The sequence below is a fragment of the Herbaspirillum sp. BH-1 genome, assembly GCF_002870055.1.
Lineage (GTDB): Bacteria > Pseudomonadota > Gammaproteobacteria > Burkholderiales > Burkholderiaceae_D > Herbaspirillum > Herbaspirillum frisingense.
The window spans coordinates 21,382-37,495 of record NZ_PKOI01000007.1 but is presented as its reverse complement, the minus strand read 5'-3'; the positions used below and the strand labels follow the sequence as shown (position 1 = coordinate 37,495).

14 protein-coding genes are annotated in these 16,114 nt (G+C 64.3%); 7 read left to right on the top strand and 7 right to left on the bottom strand.

Going from position 1 to position 16,114, the window contains the following annotated elements; translation table 11 throughout:
- The first annotated feature begins 47 nt into the window (after positions 1-47).
- From queD to ldcA, 3 genes are read left to right on the top strand one after another with little or no spacing between them, the layout of a single operon-like run.
- Complete coding sequence (gene queD, locus HBH1_RS11440; RefSeq protein WP_006712655.1) at positions 48-494, top strand: 6-carboxytetrahydropterin synthase QueD; 447 nt, start codon at positions 48-50, stop codon at positions 492-494.
- Positions 494-1,072 (top strand): tRNA adenosine(34) deaminase TadA, encoded by a 579-nt coding sequence (gene tadA / locus HBH1_RS11435; RefSeq protein ID WP_338073376.1) that lies wholly within the window; start codon positions 494-496, stop codon positions 1,070-1,072. The genes queD and tadA overlap by 1 nt, the downstream gene beginning before the upstream one ends.
- A complete protein-coding gene (ldcA, locus tag HBH1_RS11430) occupies positions 1,069-2,076 on the top strand; it encodes a muramoyltetrapeptide carboxypeptidase (RefSeq protein ID WP_102662863.1) in 1,008 nt (335 codons plus the stop codon). The genes tadA and ldcA overlap by 4 nt, the downstream gene beginning before the upstream one ends.
- A gap of 31 nt (positions 2,077-2,107) precedes the next feature.
- Here ldcA and HBH1_RS11425 read toward each other — a convergent pair whose 3' ends face one another.
- Positions 2,108-2,680: a DUF1439 domain-containing protein gene (locus HBH1_RS11425; protein ID WP_102662862.1), complete on the bottom strand. Its 573-nt coding sequence runs from the start codon at positions 2,678-2,680 to the stop codon at positions 2,108-2,110.
- Between the two features lie 243 nt (positions 2,681-2,923).
- Between HBH1_RS11425 and HBH1_RS11420 the strand changes: the two genes are divergently transcribed.
- The 3 genes from HBH1_RS11420 to nadC are packed head-to-tail and all read left to right on the top strand — an operon-like array spanning position 2,924 to position 6,602.
- Positions 2,924-4,522, top strand: a complete 1,599-nt coding sequence (locus tag HBH1_RS11420; RefSeq protein ID WP_006712651.1) for an ABC-F family ATPase — start codon at positions 2,924-2,926, stop codon at positions 4,520-4,522.
- A gap of 29 nt (positions 4,523-4,551) precedes the next feature.
- Positions 4,552-5,691, top strand: a complete 1,140-nt coding sequence (gene nadA, locus HBH1_RS11415; protein ID WP_102662997.1) for a quinolinate synthase NadA — start codon at positions 4,552-4,554, stop codon at positions 5,689-5,691.
- Positions 5,688-6,602: a carboxylating nicotinate-nucleotide diphosphorylase gene (gene nadC / locus HBH1_RS11410; protein WP_102662861.1), complete on the top strand. Its 915-nt coding sequence runs from the start codon at positions 5,688-5,690 to the stop codon at positions 6,600-6,602. Before nadA ends, nadC begins: the two co-directional genes overlap by 4 nt.
- Positions 6,603-6,719: 117 nt before the next feature.
- Here nadC and nadB read toward each other — a convergent pair whose 3' ends face one another.
- The 5 genes from nadB to HBH1_RS11385 all read right to left on the bottom strand — a co-directional run bounded on the left by nadB (position 6,720) and on the right by HBH1_RS11385 (position 12,973).
- Complete coding sequence (gene nadB / locus HBH1_RS11405) at positions 6,720-8,324, bottom strand: L-aspartate oxidase (protein ID WP_102662860.1); 1,605 nt, start codon at positions 8,322-8,324, stop codon at positions 6,720-6,722.
- A gap of 156 nt (positions 8,325-8,480) precedes the next feature.
- Complete coding sequence (gene purT / locus HBH1_RS11400) at positions 8,481-9,692, bottom strand: formate-dependent phosphoribosylglycinamide formyltransferase (RefSeq protein WP_102662859.1); 1,212 nt, start codon at positions 9,690-9,692, stop codon at positions 8,481-8,483.
- A gap of 272 nt (positions 9,693-9,964) precedes the next feature.
- On the bottom strand, positions 9,965-10,264 hold the full coding sequence (locus HBH1_RS11395) for an AtuA-related protein (protein WP_102662858.1): 300 nt from the start codon (positions 10,262-10,264) through the stop codon (positions 9,965-9,967).
- Position 10,265: 1 nt separating this feature from the next.
- Positions 10,266-11,627 (bottom strand): acyclic terpene utilization AtuA family protein, encoded by a 1,362-nt coding sequence (locus HBH1_RS11390; RefSeq protein ID WP_102662857.1) that lies wholly within the window; start codon positions 11,625-11,627, stop codon positions 10,266-10,268.
- A gap of 44 nt (positions 11,628-11,671) precedes the next feature.
- A complete protein-coding gene (locus HBH1_RS11385) occupies positions 11,672-12,973 on the bottom strand; it encodes a CitMHS family transporter (RefSeq protein ID WP_102662856.1) in 1,302 nt (433 codons plus the stop codon).
- Positions 12,974-13,160: 187 nt separating this feature from the next.
- Here HBH1_RS11385 and HBH1_RS11380 point away from each other — a divergent pair, with 187 nt between their 5' ends.
- The gene (locus tag HBH1_RS11380; protein WP_102662855.1) at positions 13,161-14,132 is read left to right on the top strand and encodes a LysR family transcriptional regulator; all 972 of its coding nucleotides are present in this window, start codon (positions 13,161-13,163) and stop codon (positions 14,130-14,132) included.
- An 18-nt stretch (positions 14,133-14,150) separates the two neighbouring features.
- On the opposite strand, the gene HBH1_RS11375 is transcribed toward HBH1_RS11380, so the two are convergent.
- Positions 14,151-15,812, bottom strand: coding sequence for an MFS transporter (locus HBH1_RS11375; RefSeq protein WP_102662854.1), 1,662 nt, complete (start codon positions 15,810-15,812; stop codon positions 14,151-14,153).
- Positions 15,813-16,114: the final 302 nt, after the last annotated feature.

Sequence of the window (16,114 nt, the reverse complement as noted above, 5' to 3'; positions counted from 1 at the left end):
CGGCCCGCTGCGCGCAAGCTGCGGCGGGCTTCCTTGAAGAAACATTCATGCTGACCATTACCCGCAAACTCGAATTCGACGCCGGCCACCGTATCCCGGACCACAAGAGCCAGTGCCGCAACCTGCACGGCCACCGCTATACGCTGGAAATCACCCTGACGGGCGCCGTCATCGATATCGAGGGCAATTCCGACAACGGCATGATCATGGACTTCTCCGACATCAAATCCCTGGCCAAGGAACACCTGGTCGATGTCTGGGACCATGCCTTCCTGGTCTATGACAAGGACGCGCCGGTGCGCGACTTCCTGGCCAGCCTGCCGGGCCACAAGACGGTGGTCATCGGCAGCATTCCCACCGTTGAAAACCTGGCCCGCGAAGCCTTCGCCATCCTCAAGGCGGCCTACAAGGACCGTTATGGCACCGGCCTGCATCTGCAAAAGCTGGTGCTGCATGAAACGCCCAATTGCTGGGCCGAGATCACGGCCGACTGATGGACGCTTCGCTTCCGCTCGAGGCGACTACGCCGTCGACAGCACCGACGCCATTGGCGGCAACCGAAGCCGACCTGCGCCACATGCGCGCCGCGCTCGACCAGGCCAACAACGCCTGGGCGCTGGGCGAGGTGCCGGTAGGCGCGGTGGTGGTCAAGGATGGGGTGGTCATCGCGACCGGCTTCAACCAGCCCATCGGCAAGCATGATCCGACGGCGCATGCCGAGATCATGGCCCTGCGCCGCGCCGCCGAAAAGCTGGGCAACTACCGGCTGCCCGGCTGCGAGCTGTACGTGACGCTGGAGCCCTGTGTCATGTGCTCTGGCGCCATGATGCATGCGCGCCTGGCGCGGGTGGTGTATGGCGCGGCTGATCCCAAGACCGGGGCCTGCGGTTCGGTGGTGAACCTGTTCGAGCAGGAAAAACTGAACCATCACACCGAACTGCTGGGTGGCGTGATGGCTGAGGAATGCGGGCAGTTATTGAAAGAATTCTTCGCCATGCGGCGCGAACAGGTGAAGCAACAACGCCTGCAGTCGACGTCCGCTGAAGGTGAACAACAAGGTGGAGCAGCATGACAGCAGGGCGCGAACTTCTCGACGGACTGGTGCCGGCTGGCACCGGCGTGGCCATCGTGGCCCCCTGCGGCCATGCCGGGCTGGACCCGGAGGGCGTGCAGCGTGGCGTGGCCCTGCTGGAGTCGCTGGGCTGCCGGGTGCGCAACTTCTATGACCACGCCCACCGCTATCAGCGCTTTGGCGCCACCGACGAACAGCGCGCCGCGCAGTTGATGGAAGCGGCCGCCGATCCCGACATTGACGTGATCCTGGGGCTGCGCGGTTCCTACGGCATGAGCCGCATCCTGCCGGTGCTGGATATTCCGGCCCTGGCCGCCAGCGGCAAGCTGCTGGTGGGTTACAGCGATTTCACGGCGCTGCAGTGCGTCCTGCTGGACCAGTGCGGTCACGCCGGCTTCCAGGGCCCGATGCTCTGCGGCGACTTCGGCGCCCTGGCCCCCAACTGGCCGGCGCTGGCGACCTTCTGGCGCACCCTGAGCTCGCCGCAGGTGGTGGTGCGCAACTACCAGGGGGAGAGCGATCCCGGGCGTCCCGCCATTGGCGACCGCCATACCGATCCGCTCAGCCCGGATGTGCGCTGCGAGGGCAGGCTATGGGGGGGCAACCTGGCCATGGTGGCGCACATGGTGGGCCATCCGCGCTTCCCCAGGATGGACGGCGGCATTCTGTTTCTGGAAGATGTGAATGAACATCCCTTCCGCGTCGAACGCATGATCCTGCAACTGGAGCAGGCCGGTGTGCTGGCGCGACAGCAGGCCATCGTGCTGGGTGATTTTTCCGGTTACCGGCTGGCCGAGATCGACAACGGCTACGATTTCACGGCGATGCTGGCCTTCCTGCGCCAGCGCATTGCCACTCCCATCGTCACCGGGCTGCCCTTCGGGCATGTGCGCGACCTGGTCACGCTGCCGCTGGGTGCCCATGCGGTGCTGGACGCGCAGGGCGCGCAAGGCTTCACGCTGACCCTGTCGGATTACCCGTTCTTGCCTCTGCGCCGGGCCTGACGCCGAGGGGGAGCAGGTGCGGGCAGGGTGCTTATTGCTCCTTGACCTCGACCTTCACCGCATCCTTTTCGACGGTGATCTTGCCGGGTTCGAAGCGTTTGCCATTCATCTGCATCTGTTCTGGCGTGAAGGTATAGAGCGCGTAGTCGCGCAGGAACTGGTCGGCAGCGGCGTTACCCAGCGCGGTCAGCTGCTGCGCATACTGCGGCGGCAGGTCGGTGCTGTCGACCTTGTCCACCTTGGGGGCGTCCAGGCGCAGCGAGCGGGTGGCCGGGTCGTACTTGAAGGCGCTGCTCAGTGTTAGTACCGCATTGACCGGGCGCTGCAGCAGCAGCGGGTTGGCAATCTGCGCATCGACCACAGTGTTCATGCGGTTTTCGCCCGGCAACATGCCCAGGCGCGGATTGCTCAAGGTGACGTCGAAGATGTCCATGTAGCGCAGCTTGCGCGGAAATTGTGGCGCGATGGCGCTTTGCAGTTGCTGGCGGGACACGGTGTATTCGTTGGTCCAGATGTTGTAGCCGGTCTCGGCGGCCAGGGCGTGGCCCATGGCCAGGGTGGAGAGCATCAGGGTGGCCGCAAGGGCCGGGGTGGCTTGCTTCATGCTTGCAGTTTCCAGAGTGACAAAGTGGGTAGAGCCTCATCCTGGGGCTAAAAATCCCGCGCAATTGTAAGTCGCAGACAGTCAAAGCGGGTTTGGGAATGGCTGTTTGACAAGTTTCGCGCACTCGCCAGCGGCCGCAGGCAAGCCGTGGCGGGCGCGCAGTGGTAAAATCCGCCGTTTCGCGTGCCGCGGCTGTGGCCTGGACTGGCGCACGCAAGTTACATTTTTGAAAAGGTTTTCGCAGTGCTATCCACCGCAAACATCACCATGCAGTTCGGCGCCAAGCCGTTGTTCGAGAATATTTCCGTCAAGTTCGGCGATGGCAATCGCTATGGCCTGATCGGCGCCAATGGCTGCGGCAAGTCCACCTTCATGAAGATCCTGGGTGGCGATCTGGAACCATCGGGCGGCAACGTCAGCCTGGACGTCAACGAACGCCTGGGTAAATTGCGCCAGGACCAGTTCGCCTACGAAGAGATGCGCGTGCTGGACGTGGTCATGATGGGCCACGTCGAGATGTGGGATGCCATGTCCGAGCGCGACGCCATCTATGCCAACCCGGATGCCACCGACGACGACTACATGAAGGCGGCCGACCTGGAAGCCCGCTTTGCCGAATTCGACGGCTATACCGCCGAAGCGCGTGCCGGCGAACTGCTGCTGGGCGTGGGCGTGCCTATCGAACAGCACAACGGTCCCATGAGCAACGTCGCCCCCGGCTGGAAGCTGCGCGTGCTGCTGGCGCAGGCGCTGTTCTCCAACCCCGATATCCTGCTGCTGGACGAACCGACCAACAACCTGGACATCAACACCATCCGCTGGCTGGAAGACGTGCTCAACGAGCGCAATTCCACCATGATCATCATTTCCCACGATCGCCACTTCCTGAACCAGGTCTGCACCCACATGGCCGACATGGACTATGGCACCCTGAAGATCTACCCCGGCAACTACGACGAGTACATGCTGGCCTCCTCCCAGGCACGCGCCCAGCAACTGGCTGTGAACGCCAAGGCCAAGGAAAAGGTCGCCGAACTGCAGGACTTCGTGCGCCGCTTCTCGGCCAACAAGTCCAAGGCCCGCCAGGCGACTTCGCGTGCCAAGCAGATCGACAAGATCAAGGTCGAGGACATCAAGCCGTCTTCCCGCGTGAATCCCTTCGTGCGCTTCGAAGGCGAGAAGAAGCTGCACCGCCTGGCCGTGGAAACCCAGGGCATCACCAAGACCTACGACCGCGACATCTTCAAGAACTTCAGCATCATGGTCGAAGCCGGCGAGAAGATCGCCATCATCGGCGCCAACGGTGCCGGTAAGACCACGCTGTTGCGCAGCATCGGCGGCGACGTCACCGGCCTGCATCCCGATTCCGGCCAGGTGAAGTGGGCCGAGAACGCCAACGTGGGCTACATGCCGCAGGATCCGACCGAGGAATTCGCTGCCGGCGAGACCCTGACCGACTGGATGGGCAAGTGGACCCAGGAAGGCGACGACGACCAGGCCGTGCGCGGCATCCTGGGTCGTCTGCTGTTCTCCGGCGACGACGTCAAGAAGTCCGTGAAGGTGCTCTCCGGTGGCGAAAAGGGCCGCATGATGTACGGCAAGCTGATGCTGGGCCGCCATAACGTGCTGCTGATGGACGAACCGACCAACCACATGGACATGGAGTCCATCGAGTCGCTTAACATCGCGCTGGAAAAGTATGCCGGCACGCTGATCTTCGTCTCGCATGACCGCGAATTCGTGTCGTCGCTGGCCACCCGCATCCTCGAAGTGAAGGACGGCCAGGTGATCGACTTCCGTGGCAATTACGAAGACTACCTGGCCAGCCAGGGCATCGAATAACCCCTCATCGCAAAGCATTGTTGACCGCCATGCAAGCAACAGCAACCAAGGTCGTCGAGTTCGAGCGACCGCAAATGGAGACCGGCGGCAGTTGTACCGCCAATGCGTGGGCCAAGGTACCGGCCACGCCCAGCCCCGAGGAACGCGCGCAGCTGAAAGCGCGCATCCGCCAACTGCTCAAGGAAAAGCAGGCGGTGCTGGTGGCGCACTACTACGTCGATGGAGACCTGCAGGACCTGGCCGAGGAAACCGGCGGCTGCGTCTCCGATTCGCTGGAAATGGCGCGTTTCGGCCGTGATCACGCCGCCCAGACCCTGGTGGTGGCCGGCGTGCGCTTCATGGGCGAGACCGCCAAGATCCTGAGCCCGGAAAAGCGCATCCTCATGCCCGACCTGGAGGCGACCTGTTCGCTGGACCTGGGTTGCCCGGCCGACGAATTTGCTGCCTTCTGCGACCAGCACCCGGACCGCACCGTGGTGGTCTATGCCAATACCAGTGCGGCTGTGAAGGCCAGGGCCGACTGGATGGTGACCTCCGGCATCGGCCTGGAGATCGTCCAGCACCTGCACGCGCAGGGCAAGAAGATCCTGTGGGCACCCGACAAGCACCTGGGCAGCTACATCCAGAAGCAGACCGGCGCCGACATGCTGCTGTGGCAGGGTTCCTGCCTGGTGCACGACGAATTCAAGGGCGTGGAACTGGAGCTGATGCGCGCCGAACACCCCGATGCGCTGGTGCTGGTGCACCCCGAGTCGCCCGAGGCCGTGGTAGCCCAGGCCGACGTGATCGGTTCAACCTCGCAACTGATCGCCGCCGTGCAAGCGTCTGACGCCCCGGCCTTCATCGTCGCCACCGACAACGGCATCCTGCACAAGATGCGCGCCGCCGCCCCCGGCAAGCGTTTCATCGACGCCCCCACGGCCGGCAACAGCGCTACCTGCAAGAGTTGCGCGCATTGCCCGTGGATGGCCATGAACGGCTTGCAGAATCTGCTGCACGTGCTGGAAACCGGCGCCAACGAAATCCATGTCGATCCCGCCGTGGGCCAGCAGGCCGTGGTCTGCATCGATCGCATGCTGGACTTCGCCGCCCAGCGCAAGGCCAAGGTCCGCCCGTCGGCGCGCCTTGAAGATGAACAGCAACTGTTTGCAGGAATCGGCCCCGCATGACTCTCCACGCCCTCAAATCCGCGTCCTCGGCCTCCACCGTCGCCGCCAGCAATCTGCGCAATCCCTTCGCGCCCTTCGATCCGGCACTGCATGCGGCCTTCGACGCCAACGTCAACCAGGCCATCGCCGAAGACGTCGGTGACTGCGACTACACCGGCCTGCTGGTGCCGGAGAGCGAGTTCGTCAAGGCCCGCGTGATCGTGCGCGAAGCCGCCGTGCTGTGCGGTGCGCCCTGGTTCGAAGCCGTCATGACCCGCCTTGATCCGCGTCTGCAGGTCAGCTGGCGCTACGCCGAAGGGGAGATGATGACGGCCGACAGCGAGGTCTGCACCATCGAAGGCCCGGCCCGTGCCTTGCTGACCGCCGAGCGCGGTGCGCTGAACTTCCTGCAGCTGCTTTCGGGCGTTGCCAGCGCCACCCGCCGTTACGTGGAGGTGGTGCAGGGTACAGCTGCGTCCATCCTGGATACCCGCAAGACCCTGCCGGGCCTGCGCCTGGCGCAGAAGTACGCGGTGCGCGTCGGTGGCGGCGCCAACCAGCGCCTGGCGCTGTACGATGGCATCCTGATCAAGGAAAACCACATCGCCGCCGCCGGTGGCATCACGGCCGCCGTGGCCGCTGCCATCAAGCTCAATGCCGGTGTCACCATCCAGGTCGAGGTGGAGAACCTGCAGGAGCTGGAGGAAGCGCTGCAGGCCGGCGCGCAATCCATCCTGCTGGACAATTTCTCGCTGGAGCTGATGCGAGAGGCCGTGGCCATCACTGCCGGACGCGCCTTGCTGGAGGCTTCCGGCGGCATCAACATGCAGACCGTGCGTGCCATTGCCGAGACGGGCGTGGACCGCATTTCCATCGGCAGCCTGACCAAGGATATCCAGGCCACCGACTTTTCCCTGCGCGTGGTCGGCTGACGCTGTCCGTACGCTGGAACGACAAGGCCCGCCGGGGAAACCCGGCGGGCCTTGTCGCTTGATGTCCCTACCTCTTTGTCACGCCGGCAAGCCGGTGCGAGGCAGGACGCTGGCGCATCATTGCCGCCCGGGCAGGATGGTCGGCGTGGCCCGGGGCAGCGTGCGCGGATAGTCCTGGCTGAAGTGCAGTCCCCGGCTTTCCTTGCGCATCAGTGCGCTGGAGACGATCAACTGCGCCACGTCCACCAGGTTGCGCAGTTCCAGCAGATCGCGCGAGACGCGGAAGTTGGCGTAATACTCGTCGATCTCTTCCTTGAGCAGGCGGATGCGATGCTGGGCGCGCTCCAGGCGCTTGTCGGTGCGCACGATGCTCACATAGTTCCACATGAAGCGACGCAGTTCGTCCCAGTTGTGGGCGATGACGACTTCCTCGTCGGCATCGGTGACACGGCTTTCATCCCAGCCCGGCAGGTCGGCCACGCGCCAGGTGCCAGCGGCCAGTTCGCGCTCGATGTCCGCAGCCGCGGCGCGTCCCAGCACCACGCACTCCAGCAGCGAATTGCTGGCCAGCCGGTTGGCGCCGTGCAAGCCCGTATAGGCGGTCTCGCCCACGGCGTACAGCCCGGGCAGGTCGGTGCGACCGGCCATGTCGGTCACCACGCCGCCGCAGGTGTAGTGGGCGGCCGGCACCACCGGGATCGGCTGGCGCGTGATGTCGATGCCGAACTCCAGGCAGCGCGCCTGGATGGTCGGGAAGTGCTCGGCGATGAAGGCCGGGCTCTGGTGGCTGATGTCCAGGTCCACATGGTCCAGGCCGCGCTTCTTCATCTCGAAGTCAATGGCGCGGGCCACGATGTCGCGCGGCGCCAGCTCGGCCCGGGCATCGTGCTCGGGCATGAAGCGCTGGCCGGCGGCCGCACCGGCCGAGGCCGGCAGCTTGAGCAGGGCGCCTTCGCCGCGCAGCGCCTCGCTGATGAGGAAGGACTTGGCATAGGGGTGATACAGGCAGGTCGGATGGAACTGGATGAATTCCATGTTGGCCACCCGGCAGCCAGCGCGCCAGGCCATGGCAATGCCGTCACCGGTGGCCGAATCCGGATTGGAGGTGTACAGATAGACCTTGCCCGCACCCCCGGTGGCCAGCACGGTGCGTCCGGCGGCGATGGCCAGCACCCGGCCGCTCTGGCTGTCCTGCACATGCACGCCCAGGCAACGTGGCTCGGCCTCGCGATCGCGCTTGCCGGCGTGGATCAGGTCGATGGCGCAGTGGTGTTCCAGCAGGGTGATGTTGGGGTGGGCGCGCACGCGCTGTTCCAGCGTCACCTGCACCGCATGCCCGGTGGCATCGGCGGCGTGGATGATGCGGCGCTGGCTGTGGCCGCCCTCGCGGGTCAGGTGGTAGCCCAGCTCGGCGCTGTCGTCGCGGGTGAAGGGTACGCCCTGGGCGATCAGCCATTCGATGGCCTGGCGACCTTGTTCGACGATGGCGCGGGTGGCGCCTTCGTCACACAGGCCGGCGCCGGCCACCAGCGTGTCCTCGATGTGCTGGGCGTGGCTGTCGCCGGAATCCAGCACGGCGGCGATGCCGCCTTGCGCCCAGTTGCTGGCGCCGTCCAGCAGTTCGCCCTTGGAGACGACCACGACCTGATACTTTTCGGCAAGATGGAGAGCTACGGAGAGACCGGCCAGACCGCTGCCGATGATGGCGACATCGCACTTCATGATCGTGAGCAAAGCTGCTGTTGTGGAGGGAGGCGACGATTATAACCAGAGCCGACGGGCATATTGTTTATATCGTTTCCCCGCCGCGTTGCCGGCCCCAAAACAAAACGGGCTCCGATGCAACTCGGAGCCCGTCGGCCAGATCGTTTGCGATCCTTATTCCGGGATCACCGGCTTGACCTTGGCTGCGGCCTGCTTGGCGCGGATGCGGGCGGTTTCCACATTGTCGGCGGCGGCCAGGGCCACGCCCATGCGGCGACGGGCGAAGGACTCGGGCTTGCCGAACAGACGGATATCGGCGCCGGGGATGCGCAGTGCCTCGGCTACGCCGTCGAAGGCGATGCCACGGGCTTCATGCTGGCCGTAGATGACGGCCGATGCACCCGGAGTGCGCAGGGCGGTATTGACCGGCAGGCCAAGGATGGCCTTGGCATGCAGTTCGAACTCGCTCTGCACCTGGCTGACCATGGTGACCATGCCGGTGTCGTGCGGACGCGGGCTGACTTCGGAGAACCAGACCATGTCGCCCTTGACGAACAGTTCCACCCCGAACAGACCCAGGCCGCCCAGGTTCTCGGTGACCTTGCGGGCGATGTCGCGGGCCTTCTCCAGCGCGGCGCCCGGCATCGGGTGCGGCTGCCAGGATTCGACATAGTCGCCCTTGACCTGCACGTGACCGATGGGGTCGCAGAAGCTGGTGATGGTCTCGCCGTTTTCGTTGAGCGAGCGCACCGTCAGAAGCGTGATTTCGTAGTCGAAGTCGATGAAGCCTTCCACGATCACGCGACCGGAGTCCACGCGGCCGCCGGCGGCGGCGTAGTTCCAGGCGCCTTCGATCTCGTCGGCGCTGTCGATCTTGGACTGGCCCTTGCCGGAGGAGGACATGACCGGCTTGATCACGCACGGATAGCCGATCTGGTCGATGGCGGCCTTGAGCTCGTCGAGGCTGTCGGCGAAGCGATAGGGCGAGGTCGCCAGGCTCAGTGTTTCACCGGCCAGACGGCGGATGCCCTCGCGGTTCATGGTCAGCCAGGCGGCGCGGGCGGTCGGGATGACACGGGCGCGGCCGGCTTCTTCCAGCTTGACCAGGGTTTCGGTGGCGATGGCCTCGATCTCGGGCACGATCAGGTCCGGCTGCTCCTGCTCGATCAGGGCGGCCAGGGCTGCGCCGTCGGTCATGTTAATCACGTGGGCGCGATGCGCGACCTGATGGCCGGGCGCGTTTTCATAACGGTCAACGGCGATCACTTCCACGCCCAGGCGTTGCAGGGCAATGATGACTTCCTTGCCCAGTTCGCCGGAGCCCAGCAGCATGACCTTGGTGGCGGAAGGAGAAAGCGGCGTGCCGAGTCGAGTTGGTTTTTTCATAATGGGGGGAGAGTATCAGCAGGGAGCTGATGCAGTGCGAGAATGAATCACGGGCGGACGATACCAAATCTTGCCGGCTTTGGACAGTCGCAATGTACGCTGTTTCGGGCGAAGTAATCGGTGAAAACTTGCCTATTTTTCCCTGGGGTAATTTATGACCAACAAAGGTTCTCCGCATCGCTCCAACGTCGCTCTAATGTCACCTAACTGCAGCCAAAACAGCGCTCTTTCTTTCTTCTCGTGTTACGAGAATTTCCAGATGATTCTCAATGCTACAGTTCCATCCCCAGCATCACCCCCGACAACGCCTTCCCATGCGCATCCAGCGCCAATGAGCGCGTCACGCCGCCGCCCAGTGCGCGCTGCATCACGAAATTGAGCGCCCCCAGCTGCGGCAAGGCGTAGCGCACCACTTCTCCCCGCACGACCCCTGCAAAATGCGCCCGTACCCGCTCGACGGTCAGTTCGCGTTCCAGCAGGGCATAGTCTTCGATGCGGTAGGCAATCACCGAGATATTGGAAATGTCGCCCTTGTCCCCGGCGCGCGAATGGGCGATGTCTCTGAGTTGCATGTCAGACCTCCTCGATATGAACGGATGGGTGCACCAGGCTGCGCGGCAGCAGCAGCGATAGCACGGCAATGACCTCGCGGGCGGCCTTGGTCGCGCCACCGCCACCGGCCGGGCCATTGGTGTAGAGGGTTTCGACCTCGTTGCCGATGCGTACCGCTTCCTTCATGCTGGCCGTGCGTCCGGCCACGCGCAGGCGCACTTCCTGTGGCTCTGGCGCATGGGCCGCCGACGCCATCTGCGCGCTGCTGATGGCGTTCACGCCGATCAGGTCCAGGCGCAGCTCGTCGGTCTGCACGCCGGTCAGCGCCAGGCGCTCGCGTACGATATCGGCGGCCAGCTGGGCGCGGGCTTGCGCTCCCGGTCCGGCATAGGAAATCTGGCCCTCGCCGATGAAGCTGTCGCGGTAGCCCAGCGTGGTCTTCAGTGTTTCCGGGCGCGCGCGGCCACGGCCGCCGGTGACGGCGACGCGGTCAGGGCCGATTTCGGTGATCTGCACCTGCGAGAAATCGGCGATCACGTCCGGCGTGTAGTAGGCACTCGGATCATGGATTTCATAGAGCAGTTGTTCCTTGCAGGTCTGCGCCGTCACCTGGCCACCGGAGCCGGCGACCTTGGTGATGACGGCACTGCCGTCGGCGCTGATCTCGCCGATGGGAAATCCCAATCGCGCCAGTCCGGCCACATCCTTCCTGCCAGGATCGGCAAAGTAGCCACCCGTGATCTGGCCTGCGCATTCCAGCAGATGGCCGACCAAGGTGCCCTGGCCCAGCTTGTCCCAGTCATCGGCGGCCCAGCCGAATTCGTACACCAATGGCGCCAGCACCAGTGCCGGATCGGCCACCCGGCCGGTGACGATCACGTCGGCGCCGGCTTGCAGGGCTTCCAGGATGGGGGCCACGCCCAGGTAGGCATTGGCCGAGATGAGGCGATCTCCCAGGGATGCCACCGGCTGGCCATTGTCCTCGATGCGGAAGTCGCCGGCCTGCACCGCCTCCAGCACGTCGTCGCCGATGACGGCGGCGACCTTCAGCTGCGTCAGACCCAGCTCGCGGGCGATCTCGCGGATGCGTCGGGCTGCGGCCTGCGGATTGGCCGCACCCATGTTGGTGATGATGCGTACGCCCTGGTCGGCGCAGGTCTTGAGCACGGCATACATGCGCTCGGCCAGCAGTGGATCGTAGCCCTTGGTCGGGTCGGCCAGCCGCGCCTGCTGGCCGATGGCGATGGTGCGCTCGGCCAGGCATTCGAAGATCAGGTAGTCCAGCTGTCCCTGTTCGGCCAGCTCGGCCGCCGGTTCGATACGGTCGCCCGAGTAGCCGGCACCGGCGCCGATGCGCACGACGCGTTGCGGATCATGGGTCATGCAATTCTCCAAAAAACGTTTCTTTCCCGGGGCCGGTCGCTGGCTCAGAACAGCGGGAACAGGCCCAGCACCACGCAGGCGATGGTCATCACCACCGAGGCGCCGAACAGGAAGGGAATGGTGTACTTCTGGTGGTCCGCCAGTTCGATCCCGGCAAGGCCGCACACCAGGAAGGTGGCCGGGGTCAGGGGGCTGACCGGGAAACCGGTGGTCATCTGACCCAGCAGCGCCGCCTGCGCCACCTGGATGGTCGGTACGCCCAGCATGTGGCTGACCTCGGCGATCACCGGCAGCACGCCGAAATAGAAGGAATCCGGGTCGAACAGCAGCGACAACGGCATCGACAGCAGGCCCAGCACCACCGGAATATGGCCGGCCATGTCGGGCGGCACCAGGCCGACGGCCGTCTTGGCCATGGCGGTCAGCATGCCCGACTTGGTCATGATGCCGGTGAACACGCCAGCGGCGAAGAGGATGCTGGCCATCAGCAGCGCCGCCTTGGCATGGGCATCGATGCGCTCGCGCTGCATGGTGACGTCGCGGTAGTTGATCATCAGGGCCAGTACCACGCCGATCATGAACATCACCACCGGATCGACCTTGCCGCTGATCATCACGCCCAGCACGAACACGGTGAGCACGATGTTGGCCCAGAAATTCTGCGGCCGGCGGATCTTCATTTGCGCCTCGCTCAGCTCATGCTGCTGCACGAAGTCCACCGTGGATCCCTTGCCCAGGCCGAGGCGACGTTCTTCCTTCAGGCCCAGCAGGTAGGAGGCGATGAAGACAAAGGCCAGCCCCACCAGCTGCACCGGCACCAGCGGCGTGAAGATGTCCGACACCGGGATATGCAGCGCCGCCGAGGCGCGGATCATCGGCCCGGTCCAGGGCAGGAAGTTCACCCCGGCCGCCAGCGAGGCCACGCAGGCCAGGATGCGCTTGTCGATGCCCAGCCGGTTGTACAGCGGCAGCATGGCCGGGATGGTGATCAGGAAGGTCACCGCGCCCGAGCCGTCCAGGTGGATCAGCAGCGCCAGCAGGGCGGTACCCGGCACGATGCGCGTGGGCCGGCTGCCCACCGTCTTGAGGATGCGACTGATGATGGGGTCCAGCATGCCGGCATCGGTGACGATGCCGAAGAACAGGATCGCAAACACGAACATGCCCGCCACCGGCGCAATGGCGGTCACGCCCTGGACGATGAACTTCGAGGTCTGCAGACCGAAGCCACCGATCAGCGCGGCGATGATGGGAATGGCGATCAGCGCCACCAGCGGCGACATCTTCTTGGTGAGGATGGCGGTGAACAAGGATACGATCGTGACAAAGCCTAGCAGCGCTAACATGCGTGTCTCCGGTGTTTGGTTTGATGTTCTTGTGTTGTCATCACTTCCAACGCGCCGGATCATTGTTGTGTACTGAGGCTGCGGGAGGTGAGCAGGGCGAGTGTAGGTGGCGGTCGATTTTGTTGTAAAGTCGCTTTTTTCGATTGATTGACCGGTTTTTCAGGATAATGGCCGGCCCACCTTCGCCATGCAAACCAATATCTCCACGCGATTGCTGCAGGCCTTCCTGGCCCTGGTCGACTGCCGCCATTTCGGCCATGCGGCCGAGCGCTGCCATGTCTCGCAATCCGCCTTCAGCGCCATGATCCAGAAGCTGGAAGCCGCCGCCGGAGCGCGGCTGTTCGAGCGCGATACCCGCAATGTGACCCTGACGCCGGAAGGTGAACTGTTCGTGCAGGTGGCGCGCCAGCTGGTGCACGACATCGAGGCCGCCTTCGCCGACATGAGCGACTACGTGGCGCGCCGCAAGGGCCGGGTGGCCATCGCCGCCTTGCCGTCGCTGGCGGCGGGCTGGCTGCCGCCGGTGTTGGCGCAGTACCGGCGTCGCTATCCGGGGGTGATGCTGGAGCTGTTCGACGCCATTTCAGACCACTGCCTGGACCTGCTGCGCCAGGGCAAGGCCGATATCGCACTGACCGCGCCGGGACCGAACCTGCTGGAGTTCGATACCCGCCCGCTGTACAGCGATCCGTTCTATCTGGTCTGTCGACGCGACCACAAGCTGGCCGGCAAGCGCCGCATCAAGGTAGCGCAACTGGCCGGCTGCGAGATGATCCACCTGGCCCGTTCCACCAGCGTGCGCCAGCACCTGGACGCAGCCCTGCGCCCGGGCGCGGTGATCCATACCGGACTGGAAGTGGAGCACCTGGCCACCGTGGCCGCCCTCATCGAAAGCGGTCTGGGCGTGAGCGTGGTGCCGGAGCTGACCTTGTTCCAGTTCCGCCTGCCGGAGCTGGTGGCCATCCCGCTGGATGCCCCCGACCTGGTGCGGCCCTTGCTGATCGTCACGCCCAAGGGGCGCAGCCTGTCGATTGCGGCACAGGGCTTGATGGAACTAGTGGAAGAGAAGGCAGGTCGGGCGAACGCGGCCAGCGCGGTGAACACGCCAAGGACGGCGCTGCCCAAAAGAAAAGCCCCGCGACAGGGCGCGGGGCGTTAGAGCGGGTATGTGTTGCGGTCAGTCGTGGATGTTGTTGTGCACGGTTTCCTTGACGAACAGCAGGCCGATGACCACGGTGACAAGCGCGATCACGATCGGATACCACAGACCGTAGTAGATGTCGCCCTTGAAGGCCACCAGCGCGAAGGAGGTGGTCGGCAGCAGGCCGCCAAACCAGCCGTTACCGATGTGGTAGGGCATGGACATGGAGGTGTAGCGGATGCGGGTCGGGAACATTTCCACCAGGGCGGCGGCGATCGGGCCGTAGACCATGGTCACGTACAGCACCAGGATGAACAGCAGCAGCAGGACCATGGGCTTGTTCATCTGCTCCGGATCAGCCTTGCTCGGGTAGCCGGCAGCCTTGATGTCGTCAGCCAGTTCCTTGGACAGTTGCTTGTCCTTGGCGGCCGCGTCATCCTTGGACAGGCCGTTGGCCTCATAGGAGGTGATGACGCGATCGCCGATCTTGACGGTGGCCACCGAGCCCGGTGCGCCTGCCACGTTCTGGTAGTTCACCGAAGCGGCCGACAGCTTGGCCTTCACGATGTCGCAGGACGAGGTGAACTTCTTGGTACCGGTCGGGTTGAACTGGAACTGGCAGCTGGCCGGGTCGGCGGTCACGATCACCGGCGACTTTTGCAGAGCCGATTCCAGCGCCGGGTTGGCGAAGTGGGTCAGGCCGTTGAAGATCGGGAAGTAGGTGACGGCAGCGATCAGGCAACCCCCCAGGATGATGGGCTTGCGGCCGATCTTGTCCGACAGCGAACCGAAGAACAGGAAGAACGGCGTCGCCAGCAGCAGGGCGGCAGCGATCAGGATGTTGGCGGTGGGACCATCGACCTTCAGGGTCTGGGTCAGGAAGAACAGGGCATAGAACTGACCCGTGTACCACACCACGGCCTGGCCGGCGGTCAGGCCCACCAGCGCCAGGATGACCAGCTTCAGGTTCTTCCACTGGCCGAAGGCTTCGGTCAGCGGAGCCTTGGAGGTCTTGCCCTCAGCCTTCATCTTCAGGAAGGCCGGCGACTCGTTCATGGACATGCGGATCCACACCGAGATGGCCAGCAGCAGGATGGAGACCAGGAAGGGAATGCGCCAGCCCCAGTCGGCGAAGGCGGCTTCACCCACGGCGGTACGCACGCCCAGGATCACCAGCAGGGACAGGAACAGGCCCATCGTGGCGGTGGTCTGGATCCAGGCGGTGAAGGCGCCGCGACGGCCTTCCGGCGCGTGTTCGGCCACGTAGGTAGCCGCACCGCCATACTCGCCGCCCAGTGCCAGACCCTGGAGGATGCGCAGGATGATCAGGATGATCGGGGCGGTGATGCCGATGGAGTTGTAGTTGGGCAGCACGCCGACGATGAAGGTCGATGCGCCCATGATCAAGATGGTCACCAGGAAGGTGTACTTGCGACCCACCAGGTCACCCAGGCGGCCGAACACCAGCGCGCCGAAGGGGCGCACGATGAAGCCCGCGGCAAAGGCCAGCAGCGCGAAGATGAAGGCGGTGTTGGGATCGGTGCCGGCGAAGAACTGCTTGGCGATGATGGCTGCGAGCGAGCCGTAGAGGTAGAAGTCATACCATTCGAAAACGGTGCCTAGCGACGAGGCGAAGATGACTTTCTTCTCCTCCGGTGTGATGCCGCGCGCAGTCGTGTTGACTGATGCTGTGGTCATGTTTGTCTCCTTGGTTTTAATTGATATTGCTACTGCATGGATGCCTGCGGTACCCGGGGTACGGACCCTGCGATGCAACAGGTGCAACAGATGCAACAGATGGTCGAATGGGGCGTTATGCAAGAACGCACCGGAGACAGCATGAAGATTCCTCCCTCGCCTTCCCCGTCAGACACAAACCGCGATATTGGCTTCGCATTGCTTGCGTAAGGACCCACTTGTCCATGCCGGGAGTGTGCGACGTCAAACTTACGCAAGACTTGCTCCAAACTTACACAAGCTTACAGCGCAGAACACCGATT